14 protein-coding genes are annotated in these 13447 nt (G+C 41.5%); 5 read left to right on the top strand and 9 right to left on the bottom strand.

Annotated features, from left to right (window positions below):
* Positions 1–59 precede the first annotated feature (59 nt).
* Positions 60–1844, bottom strand: coding sequence for a two-component system response regulator (locus tag TY87_RS11005; RefSeq protein ID WP_100187110.1), 1785 nt, complete (start codon positions 1842–1844; stop codon positions 60–62).
* 359 nt (positions 1845–2203) lie between these two features.
* Positions 2204–2806 carry a DUF6198 family protein gene (locus TY87_RS11000; RefSeq protein ID WP_100187109.1) on the bottom strand — a complete coding sequence of 201 codons (603 nt, stop codon included), beginning with the start codon at positions 2804–2806 and terminating at the stop codon, positions 2204–2206.
* Positions 2807–3071: 265 nt separating this feature from the next.
* On the opposite strand from TY87_RS11000, the gene TY87_RS10995 reads away from it, so the two are divergent.
* The 3 genes from TY87_RS10995 (at position 3072) to gloA2 (ending at position 5440) form a co-directional block, all read left to right on the top strand.
* Positions 3072–3959 carry a LysR substrate-binding domain-containing protein gene (locus TY87_RS10995; RefSeq protein ID WP_100187108.1) on the top strand — a complete coding sequence of 296 codons (888 nt, stop codon included), beginning with the start codon at positions 3072–3074 and terminating at the stop codon, positions 3957–3959.
* 114 nt (positions 3960–4073) lie between these two features.
* A complete protein-coding gene (locus tag TY87_RS10990) occupies positions 4074–5024 on the top strand; it encodes a LysR family transcriptional regulator (RefSeq protein WP_012071055.1) in 951 nt (316 codons plus the stop codon).
* Positions 5025–5050: 26 nt separating this feature from the next.
* Positions 5051–5440 carry an SMU1112c/YaeR family gloxylase I-like metalloprotein gene (gloA2, locus tag TY87_RS10985; RefSeq protein ID WP_100187107.1) on the top strand — a complete coding sequence of 130 codons (390 nt, stop codon included), beginning with the start codon at positions 5051–5053 and terminating at the stop codon, positions 5438–5440.
* Positions 5441–5582: 142 nt separating this feature from the next.
* Here gloA2 and TY87_RS10980 read toward each other — a convergent pair whose 3' ends face one another.
* Both TY87_RS10980 and grxD read right to left on the bottom strand, forming a co-directional pair.
* On the bottom strand, positions 5583–6206 hold the full coding sequence (locus tag TY87_RS10980) for a peroxiredoxin (protein WP_072841301.1): 624 nt from the start codon (positions 6204–6206) through the stop codon (positions 5583–5585).
* 85 nt (positions 6207–6291) lie between these two features.
* Positions 6292–6624, bottom strand: a complete 333-nt coding sequence (gene grxD / locus TY87_RS10975; protein WP_072841300.1) for a Grx4 family monothiol glutaredoxin — start codon at positions 6622–6624, stop codon at positions 6292–6294.
* 242 nt (positions 6625–6866) lie between these two features.
* Between grxD and argF the strand changes: the two genes are divergently transcribed.
* Both argF and TY87_RS10965 read left to right on the top strand, forming a co-directional pair.
* Entirely contained in the window at positions 6867–7772 is a 906-nt protein-coding gene (argF, locus tag TY87_RS10970) for an ornithine carbamoyltransferase (RefSeq protein ID WP_100187106.1), read from the top strand.
* 88 nt (positions 7773–7860) lie between these two features.
* Positions 7861–8787 carry a LysR family transcriptional regulator gene (locus TY87_RS10965; RefSeq protein WP_249422120.1) on the top strand — a complete coding sequence of 309 codons (927 nt, stop codon included), beginning with the start codon at positions 7861–7863 and terminating at the stop codon, positions 8785–8787.
* Between the two features lie 227 nt (positions 8788–9014).
* On the opposite strand, the gene TY87_RS10960 is transcribed toward TY87_RS10965, so the two are convergent.
* From TY87_RS10960 to TY87_RS10940, 5 genes are all read right to left on the bottom strand, one after another.
* Complete coding sequence (locus TY87_RS10960) at positions 9015–10529, bottom strand: ATP-binding protein (RefSeq protein WP_072841298.1); 1515 nt, start codon at positions 10527–10529, stop codon at positions 9015–9017.
* 6 nt (positions 10530–10535) lie between these two features.
* A complete protein-coding gene (locus tag TY87_RS10955; protein WP_012071062.1) occupies positions 10536–11255 on the bottom strand; it encodes a response regulator in 720 nt (239 codons plus the stop codon).
* A gap of 64 nt (positions 11256–11319) precedes the next feature.
* A complete protein-coding gene (locus TY87_RS10950) occupies positions 11320–11775 on the bottom strand; it encodes a DUF1499 domain-containing protein (RefSeq protein ID WP_100187105.1) in 456 nt (151 codons plus the stop codon).
* Between the two features lie 29 nt (positions 11776–11804).
* The gene (rluB, locus tag TY87_RS10945; RefSeq protein ID WP_072841297.1) at positions 11805–12707 is read right to left on the bottom strand and encodes a 23S rRNA pseudouridine(2605) synthase RluB; all 903 of its coding nucleotides are present in this window, start codon (positions 12705–12707) and stop codon (positions 11805–11807) included.
* A 115-nt stretch (positions 12708–12822) separates the two neighbouring features.
* The gene (locus tag TY87_RS10940; protein ID WP_072841296.1) at positions 12823–13443 is read right to left on the bottom strand and encodes an L-threonylcarbamoyladenylate synthase; all 621 of its coding nucleotides are present in this window, start codon (positions 13441–13443) and stop codon (positions 12823–12825) included.
* Between the last annotated feature and the right edge of the window lie 4 nt (positions 13444–13447).

Here is a 13447-nt window from a genome sequence, read left to right as displayed (position 1 = left end):
CAGAAGTAACTTTATTGGCTTTAAAAGCCCGATACCAAGTCGCGCGAGTACAACTTGTGCTAAAGCTTTTCCGGCTTATGGAAAAAATATCCCTGCCCCCACTCAACACCTAAAAGCTTTAACTTATCCACGATAGCTTGGTTTTCGACAAACTCTGCCACAACAGGTTTATTAAGCATCTTAGCCAACTTCACAATCGAGTCGACCATACCGTAGTGAATTTCGTTTACGTGCATGTCTTTAATAAACATGCCATCAATCTTAATTAAATCAAATGGCAAATCCATCAAATACGCAAAGGACGAGAAGCCCGTACCAAAATCATCTAAAGCAATGGTACAGCCATGTTCGTGAAGTAAAGACATAAACCTACGTGTATCAGCAAAGTTATTAAGCGCTTCTGTTTCTGTGATTTCAAAGCAGAATTTACTGCCATCTAATTGATAGCACTTTAACTGCTCAATAATAAATTCGGCAAAATTGGCCTGTCGCACCGACAGCGCTGACACATTCAACGCCACCTGATCAATTTCGTCCCACAAACCAGCACGCTCTGCCAATTGCTGCATGGTATTACTAATCACCCAGCGATCTATTTTGGAGACGATACCAAAACGCTCAGCTGCTCGGATAAAATCATTGGGGTAAATTAAACCACCCGTTTCTTCGTCTTTCAGTCGAACTAATATTTCTATTTTCTTTTTCGGTTCATCGTTAATCAATGAACACACTTGTTGAAAATGCACTTCGAATAAATCTTTATCGAGGCCGTCAATAATACGCAGCCCCCAGTTTAAATTCCCCCTATGCTCATCATAAGCAAGGTCTTTGGCATTCTTGATAATTCGAGAATGAATGCCCGACTTTTTACTTGAATAACAAATTTCGTCAGCCAACATAACAACTTGTTCAAAAGACACCATATCAAGCGTAATTGGAATAGCAACTTGCGTCACAGTCATTCGAAACTGACGCTCATCCCATACAAATGCAAAGTTCTTGAAACCTTGTTGTAGTAAGCGGAAAAAAGATTCGACCGCCTCATCTCCGCCTTGACTGATAACAATGGCAAATTTATCACCGCTTAAGCGAGCACAAAAATCTCGTTGAGGATCGGCAAGTTCACTCATCATAATGGCCAGTTGATACAACAATTCATCACCGGCAATACAACCGCATGAATCATTTATCAGACGAAATTCATTCACGTCAATTAAAATAAAATAAGGTATATGCTCGGCTGTTTTGGCTTGAATTCCGGAAATAAGATTAGAAATGTATTCGTCTAGCGCATCACGGTTATAGAGTTGAGTGACAAAATCATGCTGTGCAAGATAGTTCAGTCGATCTTGCATATAGCGTCTTTCGTTCACTTCTTTTCGAAGGTTTCGATTTACCAAATTCAGAACGGCAGTGCGCTCACGAACCTTCTCTTCTAGTGACGAGGTAAGCTCTCTTAACTCATTCACCAATTGGAATTTTTCCAGCTGGTGTTGAACTCTGGAACGGACTTCTTCAATTCGAATAGGCTTACTGATGTAATCATTGCCGCCAGCCTCAAAACCTCGACTTATATCATCAGCCAACGCGGTAACAAAAATAATAGGCACATCTTTATGATGCGGATGGCATCGAATTCGACGACAGGTCTCGAACCCGTCAATTCCCCCCATCATGACATCTAACAAAATTAAACACGGCTGGGTTCGATCTAGCAGTTCCAGAGCTCGTTCGCCGGAGTTTGCTACAGAAATTTGGCAATCCAATGCATCCATTACTTCCTTTAAAACGCGTAAATTCTCTGGAACATCATCGACAATTAACACCGTTGGGGACTGCTTCATACCTAGCTATGCCTTTTCTATGATTTAACAATCACTTAAATAAAGTAATTAAAACGCCACGATTGAACAATTATTAAGTAATACCCCTAAATACTACCTCTGTTTCTTATAAAATATCCATCTAAGTTATCTATAAAAAGCCTAGAATAAAAATTAGCAGATAATCCTAAGCACAAAATAAAACTAGATTGTACAAGGGTCTCAAATGAAGACTCATTAAAGCGCTGAATGATAGGAAATATACAAATTAGATACGAGGCATGCACTAATGTGGATCAAGGAAAGTCCACATTAACACACGCTGATAAAACGACTTGTTAAAAAAAGAGTCAAATAAAAGTAAAGATCGACTTTATACCTTAAACTTTAGCATCTACCATCACTATTTGCGCCCACTTTGGTGGACGATGATAACGGCCAACTACTGAACTTAATAATAAGAACGCAAGTAACGAGTAGGCTAAATGGCTCCAATCAAGAAACACCACAGCCGCCATCAATACCGCAATATCCGCAACTAACGTTGTTTTACTCGCATGAACACCAAATCGCCGCTCTAAATACACAGATAAGATATTTAGCCCGCCTAAAGAAGCATTATGGCGGAACAAGATAATTAGCCCAAAACCAACTAATAAGCCACCTAGAGCACCCGATAAAAGAGGATGCATCGATAGAACAACATATTGTTTCATCAGTTCAGAAAGCAAAGACAACAGACTAACACTGGCAAAGGTACGTAAGGTAAAGTCTCGCCCTAGTGTGTACCAAGCTAATATGTAAAAAGGAATATTAAGCAAGAAAAACAACTGCCCAAAAGATAAATCAGTAACCCGCAACAGAATCATTCCAGCGCCTGCAGTGCCGCTAATAAGCAACCCAGCGGAATTTAAAATATGCAAGCCTAAGGCAACAAGCAGACAACCCTCAATAATAGAGAGCCAACGATGAGTGGTTTTCATAAAACGTCCTTAACAAGAGTCGTATTAACTTTTGGTTAATAACAAAGGTTTGTAAAAATCGCTTCTTGTGAAAGCGGATAACACAGACCACATTCAATTCAGTAAATTCAGCACTGAGTTTCTCAGTTAAAACTGAAGCACATTTCATACCATAACTTCAGAATATACAATTGCTTATGGACTTTTATTTGTCTCTTGGATCATTTATCAACAGGGAAGCGAATAGCACTACTCATCAAAACAGAAACAAGGCTACAATAGCCAAATGAGAATCACACTTAGACAATTACAAATATTTGAAGCGGTTGTTCACACAGGATCCGTTACTGCTGCTGCAGAAATGGTTTCCATCAGCCAACCTGCTGCAAGCCAAGCACTAAGAGAGCTAGAAGCTCTTTTAGGGCGGCCTCTTTTCCGCCGCCACGGCAAACGTTTGCAAATAACACCACAAGCAAGGCACCTCCTCCCACAAGCTCGTGCAGTTCTCAGTCAAATAGAACAAATCGAGAGCATGGGCAACGAAGATGAGCTAAGCGGCTCGTTGCATTTGGCTGCCAGTGTGAGTGTTGGTAATTATCTACTGCCTAAACAGATGTCTTTGTTTAAACGTCAACACCCTAACATTCGTTTTAACTTAGACATTGGCAATACACAAAGCGTGATTCAACAATTACTAACAGGCAAAGCCGAAGTCGGTTTTATCGAAGGCTACTGCCAACACGCAGAATTGATGACCCAAGTATGGTTAAAAGACGAACTAGTGGTATTTGGTTCCGCTGAAGAAGAACGCCCTGAGAATTTATCTTGGGAAGACTTAAAAGAGGCCAGCTGGGTAATGCGCGAATCCGGCTCTGGTACTCGCAATATATTAGAACAAGCCACCGCGGCTCAAATTCCACAGCTTAATGTCGTCCTTTCCCTTGCTCACATGGAAGCGGTGAAACAAGCCGTCATTCATCAAATGGGACTTGGCTGTTTGTCTCGTATGGCTATATCCCAAGAACTCAACGCTGGGCTAATACGTCTTTATCAAACACCATTAGAACTAAACCGAAACCTATTAATTGTCACACCAAAGAACACCGCGCTAACCCAAAACGCTCAGCGCTTTATCGATCTCTGCTGCACAGCGCCAATCCTATCAAATACATAAAATATACATTTTTAGACCTTTGCTAGATTATTTAGCATTTGCGGTTGAAGTTTACGCAAAGGTCAATACAATAAATTCATACAATATATAAATTATGCGAATCACATAAAAAGTATGAATATTAATAAAATAGATCTTAATCTTCTTATTTATCTCGATGTCTTACTGCGAGAATGCAACGTCACGCGCTCTGCAAATCAGCTAAACATCACACAGCCAGCGATGAGCAATGGCTTAAAGCGTCTAAGAGACTTGTTAAGCGACCCATTGCTAGTCCGCACTAGTGAAGGCATGAAGCCAACTGAGAAAGCCTTACGCCTACAACCTATCGTGCGCAAAGTTCTATTAGAACTAGAAGAAGCTCTGCAGCCAGAAGCAGACTTTAACGAAAGTATTAGTACGCGTGTATTTCGTATCATGGCGAGTGACTATGCCGCTTCAACCGTTATTCCGCGACTACTTAACCGTCTACGGGAATTTGCACCCGGCATTACGCTCGACATAATGACGCCAAGTGATGTCACCTTTCATGATGTTGAGGCCGGCAAAATCGATATGGCCATTAACCGTTTTGAAGAATTACCTCAGTCCTTCCATCAAAAAAGTGTCTGGTTTGATACCTTTGTCTGCATGATGAGCTCAAAAAATCCTGTCAAAGACCATTTTGATATTGAAGCATACTTACAAGCCCAGCACATTTGGGTGAGTAAAACAGGCTTTGGTGTGGGTGTCGGCATGGATCCAAACGACGTACAGAAATTAGGCTGGGTTGATGAGGCACTACAAGCTCTTGATCATAAACGCAGCATTCGGGTGTTTACTAGAAGTTACCACACCGCGATGCACTTGGCTCTTGAGCAAGATCTTATTGCCACTCTTCCTAAAAAAGTCGCTATGGTTAATAAAAAGAACCCTGATCTAGTCATTCTTGATCCACCATTCGATATTCCAGAAATTGAACTAAAAATGATTTGGAGCCCGCTACTACATCATGATGCCAGTCATATTTGGTTCAGAAGACAAGTCATTGATGTGGCAAATGAGCTAAAAGCACAAGCTAAATAATAAGAGCCATCAGAAGACACAAAACTATGTTCAACGTTTCTCATGTTCATCACGTCGCCATCATTTGCTCTGACTATTTGGTCTCAAAACGATTTTATAGTGAGATTCTTGGCTTTCGCATACTAAAAGAGACTTATAGAGAAGAACGTCAGTCTTATAAATTAGACCTTGCCATTAATGACCAACAACAAATTGAGCTTTTCTCATTTCCATCACCACCAGCACGTCCTTCTCGGCCTGAGGCGCAAGGCTTAAGACACTTAGCCTTTGCAGTAGAAAATTTAGAAGACTGTATTAAACATCTAAATCAACAAGGTGTGATCACGGAAGACATTCGATTGGATGAGCTGACTGGCAAGCGTTTTACTTTCTTTGCCGATCCAGACGACTTACCGCTTGAGCTTTACGAGCTATAGCCCCAATAGCGGCATTTAAAGCCAGCACTTATAAACCGGCATTTAAAATCATCGCTTAAAGCCAATAACTCAAGTCAAAAAAACGCCCACTACTTTACAGCAGTGGGCGTTCTGTTCTTCTCTTACTATAAAACAAAGAGTCTTATAGAGATTTAGAGTTTTCAGCAAGGTAAGACGCAACACCTTCTGGAGAAGTTGTCATGCCTTTGTCGCCTTTGTTCCAACCAGCTGGACAAACTTGGCCATGCTCTTCGAAGAATTGAAGCGCATCAACAACACGAACCAATTCATCCATGTTACGGCCAATTGGCTCATCGTTTACAACTTGTGAACGAACAATACCTTTTTGGTCGATAACAAAAGACGCACGCATAGCAACACCAGCTGGGTAGTAAGAATCACCACCTTCTGACTCAATGCCGTATGCTTTTGCGATTGCATGATCCATGTCTGCTGCTAATGTATATTCAACAGCACCGATACCACCTTGCTCAACTGGAGTATTACGCCAAGCGTTGTGAGTAAAATGAGAATCGATAGAAACACCAATGACTTCTACGCCCATTTCACGGAATTTATCCATACGGTGAGACATAGCAATGATTTCTGAAGGACATACGAATGTGAAATCTAACGGGTAGAAGAACACGATTGCGTATTTGCCTTTGATTGTTTCAGCAAGGTTGAAAGAATCAACAATTTGGCCATCTGCCAATACGGCTGGAACTGTAAAATCTGGGGCTTTTTTACCAACTAAAATAGACATCTTTAACGTCTCCTTTTATTGCTTAATATTTAAAGGCTAATGTTTAACTCAACAATGTCGCTTACCATCATAACCGACACGAAACTTATTCTTCAGAAGAAGAACCGACTGCTTCGTTGATCAAAGTCTGTAGTTCACCGTTAGCAGCCATTTCAACGATAATATCGCAACCACCCACTAACTCGCCTTTAACCCAAAGCTGTGGGAATGTTGGCCAGTTAGCAAACTTTGGTAGCTCAGCACGAATATCAGGATTATCTAGGATATTTACAAACGCAAAACGCTCGCCGCAGGACATTAGTGCTTGCACTGCCTGAGATGAAAACCCGCACTGTGGAGCGCGAGGGTTGCCTTTCATGTACAACAAAATATCGTTACTGCTAATCTGCTCTTTAATTGTTTCGATTGTATTACTCATGCTAAAAACCTCGCTATGCAACTGTCTTTGGTAAGGACAAACGAATTATTAATGCCCTTACTAAATTCAAGTCTATTAAATTCATTAAACTTGCATCAGTTTATTGGGTCTCGTGGTGTATTTACAACCCCAAAAAGATGCTTTCCTTTCTACTTTCTCTTGTTAATTGCCCTTTACTCGCCTACCTGAGTGTATTAAATTGGTCGATTCCCTTTTTCCAAAGACATACAAGGAGTCCTAGCGTGTCGCCTAGACATTTTCTTACTCTGAAGGATCTATCTTCTGACGAGTTAAAACGGTTACTACTACGAGCTTCTGAGCTTAAGAAAATCCATCACGAAGGCACTCTATTTCAACCGCTGAAAAACCGAGTTTTAGCGATGATATTTGAAAAGTCATCGACCCGAACTCGAGTTTCTTTTGAGGCGGGTATGGCTCAATTTGGCGGACACGCATTGTTTCTTTCCTCTCGAGATACGCAATTGGGACGTGGCGAACCAGTTGAAGACAGCGCACGCGTTATTTCAAGCATGGTAGATGCCGTAATGATCAGAACCTTTGATCATAAAACCGTCGAAACGTTTGCCAAATACTCATCTGTCCCTGTTATTAACGCTTTGACTGATGACTATCACCCATGCCAACTGCTTGCTGATATGCAAACATATCAAGAACACCGCGGATCTATCGAAGGCAAAAAAGTCGTCTGGGTTGGTGATGGCAACAACATGTGTAATTCCTACATTAATGCAGCAGCTATGCTCGACTTCCAATTAGTCGTTGCTTGCCCAGTAGGCTATGAACCCAATGCAGATTTGGTTGCAGAACACGCTGATCGCGTAACTGTGCTTCACAATGCGCATGAAGCAGCCAAAGGCGCGGATCTAATCGTCACTGACGTATTTGCCTCAATGGGCCAAGAAGACGAACAGGAACAGCGCCTAAAAGACTTTGATGGCTTCCAAGTGAATGCCGAACTAATGGCTAAGGCTAATCATGATGCCTTATTCATGCACTGTCTGCCAGCTCACCGAGGCGAAGAAGTGTCTGCTGACGTAATAGATCATCCAGACTGTGTTGTTTGGGATGAAGCAGAAAATCGCTTACACGCACAAAAAGCACTGCTTGAATTTTTGCTCTGCCACTAACACAATATCAAGGCTCGTAAGGATCCCCTTCCCTACGAGCTTTTTTTTGCCCCCAAACATTAAAAAGACGCATCAACCGTGAATTACTATGAGCATTATTGAAGTTAGGCATTTAAAAACACTGACCGCACTCAGAGAAACCGGCAGCTTAGTCGAAGCGGCCGAACGAGTTCACTTGACACAATCAGCTTTATCTCACCAACTTAAAGATCTTGAAGAAAAGCTAGGATGCCCACTTTTCATTCGAAAAACGAAACCAGTTCGTTTTACCAGCGCTGGACTGCGTTTATTACAATTAGCAGATGATGTGCTACTTTCATTCCGTTCGGCCCAGCGCGACATTCAACGCTTCGCTGAAGGGGAAAGTGGACGCCTGCACATCGCCATTGAATGCCACAGCTGTTACGAATGGCTGATGCCAACCATTGACCATTTCCGCGAACATTGGCCGGATGTCGAGCTCGACCTTTCTACAGCCTTTGGTTTCATGCCATTACCAGCTCTTGCTCGTGGCGATTTGGATCTGGTCGTGACATCCGATCCACAAGACATTCCAAATATTGAATACATCCCATTGTTTCAATATGAGTCTCAGGTCGCCTTATCCAGACATCATGCTCTGGCAAAAAAAGAATTTCTAACACCGGAAGATTTTGCGAAAGAAACACTTATTACCTATCCGGTCGAAACGGAACGCTTGGATATTTTTAAACACTTCCTAAACCCAGCGGACGTGTCACCAGCTAAAATTCGTCATAGTGAATTGACGCTGATGATGATGCAGTTGGTAGCAAGCGGTCGCGGTGTCTGTTGCTTACCAAATTGGGCATTAACAGAATACACCAACCGACAATATGTCATTACCAAGTCGTTAGGCGAAGAAGGCGTTTGGTGTAAGCTCTATTTGGCAATAAGAAAGGATCAGCGTGAAAACGCCTACATGGAAGATTTGATTTCTACCGCATCAAAAACCTGCTTTAAAAATCTAAAAGGCATTCTAGCGCCTGAACTTTAAAAACATCACTCAAAACCAACTTTCAAACGATTTCACGAGCGAAGACTAGACGAGGCAAAAATAGGCGAAAAAACGGATAACTACATGGATGTAGTTATTAGGGCTACGCAGGAAGCCAAAGCCGAGTTTATGGGTTATAAATGGGCCCATGTTGCTAAATCCATGAATAAGCGAGTCTATTTTTAACAAAGTATTGGCAAGCGCAGTAATCGTTACAGGTAACAGCATCAGGACAGAGAGTTCTGATGCTGATTACGCGACCAAATCAAACTAAATTTAGCGCCACCAGACTCACTGGCATCAATCAACACAGCACCACCATGCCAAAAAGCAATACGCTGAACAATCGCCAAACCTAGTCCATAACCACCTGAAGCTCGTGTACGACTGTTATCTAATCGCTGAAAAGGAATAAAGACCTTATCTCTATCTTCAAACGCAATACCTGGCCCATCATCTTCAATATCTAACTGCCAACGCTCTTCATCATGAGAGAAAGTAATAACAATCTTACCTGCTGCGTATTTTGAGGCATTTAAAATAAGGTTCTGTAACGCTCGACTCAAATGGTGCTCATCTGCTAAAACCAAATCTGTTTCATCGATATTTACCTCGACACTGAGATGCTGAAGTAATAAATGATTATGCTGTAAAATATCGCCAACCAGTTGAGAAATAGAAATCTCTTTGAAATTCAGCGCCAAAGAACCAGCTTCTAACTTCCCGTAGGTTAGCACCTCATCAACCAGTGTATTCAGTTCTTCAACATCGCCCTCAAGCGCTTCAATCGTTTTAGCAACATTATCATCTACCTCATCCTTCATCACCTCCAACCCAAATCGTAAACGGGCAATAGGCGTTCGCAACTCATGAGAAATAGCATTTATCATTTCACGTTGAACTTTTAGCAATCGTTGGATATGAGAAGACATCGAGTCAAAGGAATACGCTAGCTCTTTTAGCGTCCCACTACTGTCAGGAATACCTTTCGGTAAACCACTTCGACCACGGGCAATTTGACGAGTAATACTTTCGAATGTTTTGCGCTTAAAGTCCAAGGAGATAAGTTCACGCCAAATTAGCATCAGCATAATTGCAATACCGACACCGACCACAATAACCACAATTAAAGTCAAGGACACATTATCATCATGAACAACGGACAAATAGACGGTATTACTTGTATCCTTATCTTTCCAGACAAAGCCATATTCACTATAAGCGCCGCTCACTAGAGCTACAGCAGTTAATGGGCTAGAAACCTTAGAAGAAATTTCCTTCATAGAAAGACAAGACATACTTTTTAATAAGGTAACTTTGTCTGAGTAGGAAATATCATTTGCTAACAAAAACTGTGCTAACAATGACTCTATTTTAAAAAGCGGACGATCTTGATTAGCGTGTCCAATCAGAACCGGCTGATTAGTTTTTCCAAATGCAATCTGATAGCTATTATTAGGTAATTTAAGCCATTTTTTTTCTGCAATAAGAGAAGAAAGAGCCGCGATTGAAAACGGTTTAGAGGATTGGGAGGTCCAACTAAATTGGGAATCGGGAAGATCTTTTTGAATACCTGAAAGAAGTAAGACAGAGCTGATTTCAGCATCAACACAAAGCAATTGCTCAGCTCTTGATGCGCCAAAACGAATTTGAGTGAACTCCATGACGATGTAACAACACGCCACAATAACGACACCTCCAAAAATAAGGTGTCGATATAACCGCCACATTTCAGCTCGCATTCTATTCTATACTTCTTTTACGAACAGGTAGCCTTTACTGCGAATAGTCTTTATACGGCGAGGATGAATTGGATCATCACCTATTTTTGAACGTATACGGGAGATTCTAACATCAACCGAGCGATCCTGACCATCATATTCAATGCCACGCAATTCACCAAAAATTTCTTCTCGGCTTAAAATACGACCAGCATTACTAGACAGCAACCATAACAAATCAAACTCGGCACTCGTTAGTTCGATTTCTTCTTCAAGTAACCAAGCTTCACGGCGAGAGTTATCAATAGTCAGTGGCCCAAAAGTCAAGTTTTGCTCTTCCTTGGAAAGATCAAGCGTCAAATCTACATCTTGTGTACTGCGACGCAACAAAGATTGAACTCGAGCCAACAACACTCTAGGTTTAGCTGGTTTAGATACATAATCATCAGCACCTATTTCTAAACCTAATATCTGATCAACATCGTCACTACGAGCAGTTAACATCAGAATAGGTCCTTTGTAGTCATTGCGAACACTTCTACACACTGTAAAACCATCTGCGCCCGGCAACATAAGATCTAGAATAACCAAAGATGGCTGTTCCTCAACAATACGGGAAATAGCTTTGCGTCCATCAGGCTCGATCCCAACAGTAAAGCCATTTTTTTGCAAATACTCTTGAGTGAGTAACGCCAAACGCTCATCGTCTTCAACAATCAAAATGGTTCTGTTGTCATCTATGCTCATGGGCAATCCTCGTCCAGTTGTTATCATTTTTAGTTTTAGTGACTTAAAATCAATTCGTTTAAAATCAATCTACTAGAAGACTTTGAATTTGTCTAACTCTCTCGCGGTTAATACCAAGATCAGAGTAGCCAACACGAGAAGCTGAACGGACATGAACAACACTGTCCGCTTCTGGTAGGTAAAACTCAACATCATCAATATAGCCAATCAAAGCACTTTTCACTTCAAAGTGAACATAGCCTAGTGTGCTACTAACCAGATGAGCATTCCCTTTGCTTAGTATAAAAGACTCAATAGACAACTGAGTCTTCATACGGTCACCTGTGTAAACTATAGGCTCTGCATAATGCTCCAAATCTTCCGGAGATGCTTGAGTTGACACACAGTTCGGGGACGAAGGACAAGACATCAGCCCGCCATCCGTGACACCAAGTCCTTCAGGCAATTTATTACTTATAGTGACGTATATAAAGAAACCTACGAACAAGACAACAATCAATGCAATTATCCAGCGAACCATGCCTCTACAACTCCTAAGCAATTTTCATCTTAACGAAACGATCTTTTACCTGGCTTTTTAGGTTTAAACTCAGGTTTGTCATTGCTCTGCCAATCAAAACCTTTAGGTGGCGCACGACGCGCTCCGCCTGCTGTTGCTTTGTTTTTGTGGCGTTTTAATTCTAATTTCTCTTGTTGGGTTTTTGGTGTCAATTCTGATAACTTAAGGTCAACCATGGCGCACAAAGAATTAACATCGGTTTCTTCCATTTCTACCCAACGTCCAACTTTTGCTTTTGAAGGCAAGAAGACAGGGCCGAAGCGAACACGTTTCAAACGGTTAACTTTTACACCTTGAGATTCCCAAAGACGACGAACTTCACGGTTACGCCCTTCCATCAAGCAAACATAGAACCAACGGTTAATGCCTTCACCACCGCCATCAACGATGTCCGTAAACTTGGCAACACCATCGTCTAAAATTATGCCTTTTTTCAACGCAGCTAGATTTTCATCAGTGACTTCACCCATCACGCGGACAAGGTATTCACGATCTATCTCAGTAGATGGATGCATCAATCGATTTGCTAATTCACCATCAGTGGTAAAAAGCAGCAAACCTGACGTATTGATATCCAAACGGCCAACAGCAATCCAACGCTCTCCGCGCAATTTTGGCAGTTTATCAAACACAGTAGGTCGACCTTCAGGATCTTTACGAGTACAGACCTCGCCTTCTGGTTTGTTATAAATAATAACACGGCGGTTTTCACCAGCCTCAGTCGCAATAATAGAGTAACCATCTATTGTGATCGTATCTTTTACGCTAACGCGGTCACCTAATGTGGCAACTTCGCCATTAACTAATACACGACCTTCACGGATACGAGTTTCCATTTCACGACGTGAACCTTGACCCGCTCTTGCTAATACTTTTTGTAACTTCTCGTCCATTACGAACCTCTTAGAGGGAATGCTTCTCAGCAACCCAGTTTTAGTAATATTAATTAACCATTTTTCGCATTATAAGCCACACAGCATGGGCCTTGACAGCTGAATATTAAAGATTTTACAGAAAGGGAGCAGGATCACCTGCGCCAACACGTACCACTTCAATACTATCTGCATCCATTTTAACGACCGTTGTCGGTTGTAACCCACAAAAACCGCCATCAATGACTAAATCTAGCGCATGTTCTAGAGTATCGCGAATATCATATGGATCTGTCATTGGATCTGTCTCTCCAGGCAAAATAAGAGAAACACTCATAATAGGTTCGCCCAATTCTTCTAACAAAGCAGACACTATGTTGTTATTCGGAACACGAATACCAATGGTCTTTCTTTTCGGATGCAATAATCGCCTAGGAACTTCCGATGTCGCATTAAAAATAAAAGTATAAGGACCCGGTGTATTATTTTTCAACAAACGATACAAGCGATTATCAAATCGCGCATAGGTTGATATTTCAGACAAATCTCGACACACCAAGGTAAAGTTATGTTTATCATCCAAACGACGAATTGCTCGAATTCGATCCAATGCATCTTTATCACCCAAATGACAACCGAGCGAATACCCACAGTCTGTTGGATACGCAATAACACCGCCGTTACGAATCACTTCTGCCGCTTGTTTTACCAAACGCGCTTGCGGGTTTTCTGGGTGTATCTGAAAAAATTGACTCAACCTA

The organism is Marinomonas sp. BSi20584 (assembly GCF_002792415.1).
Lineage (GTDB): Bacteria > Pseudomonadota > Gammaproteobacteria > Pseudomonadales > Marinomonadaceae > Marinomonas > Marinomonas polaris.
The sequence above is the reverse complement of the archived record's forward strand: the minus strand, read 5'-3'. Positions and strand labels throughout refer to the sequence as shown.

Excerpts from the sequence above, each read along its gene's own strand:
- TY87_RS10955 (WP_012071062.1), bottom strand. The coding sequence starts at position 11,255 with ATGAGCATAGATGACAACAGAACCATTTTGATTGTTGAAGACGATGAG.
- grxD (WP_072841300.1), bottom strand. The coding sequence starts at position 6,624 with ATGAGTAATACAATCGAAACAATTAAAGAGCAGATTAGCAGTAACGAT.
- TY87_RS10950 (WP_100187105.1), bottom strand. The coding sequence starts at position 11,775 with ATGGTTCGCTGGATAATTGCATTGATTGTTGTCTTGTTCGTAGGTTTC.
- TY87_RS11005 (WP_100187110.1), bottom strand. The coding sequence starts at position 1,844 with ATGAAGCAGTCCCCAACGGTGTTAATTGTCGATGATGTTCCAGAGAAT.
- TY87_RS11000 (WP_100187109.1), bottom strand. The coding sequence starts at position 2,806 with ATGAAAACCACTCATCGTTGGCTCTCTATTATTGAGGGTTGTCTGCTT.
- gloA2 (WP_100187107.1), top strand. The coding sequence starts at position 5,051 with ATGTTCAACGTTTCTCATGTTCATCACGTCGCCATCATTTGCTCTGAC.
- TY87_RS10990 (WP_012071055.1), top strand. The coding sequence starts at position 4,074 with ATGAATATTAATAAAATAGATCTTAATCTTCTTATTTATCTCGATGTC.
- TY87_RS10960 (WP_072841298.1), bottom strand. The coding sequence starts at position 10,529 with ATGCGAGCTGAAATGTGGCGGTTATATCGACACCTTATTTTTGGAGGT.
- TY87_RS10980 (WP_072841301.1), bottom strand. The coding sequence starts at position 6,206 with ATGTCTATTTTAGTTGGTAAAAAAGCCCCAGATTTTACAGTTCCAGCC.
- rluB (WP_072841297.1), bottom strand. The coding sequence starts at position 12,707 with ATGGACGAGAAGTTACAAAAAGTATTAGCAAGAGCGGGTCAAGGTTCA.
- TY87_RS10995 (WP_100187108.1), top strand. The coding sequence starts at position 3,072 with ATGAGAATCACACTTAGACAATTACAAATATTTGAAGCGGTTGTTCAC.
- TY87_RS10965 (WP_249422120.1), top strand. The coding sequence starts at position 7,861 with ATGAGCATTATTGAAGTTAGGCATTTAAAAACACTGACCGCACTCAGA.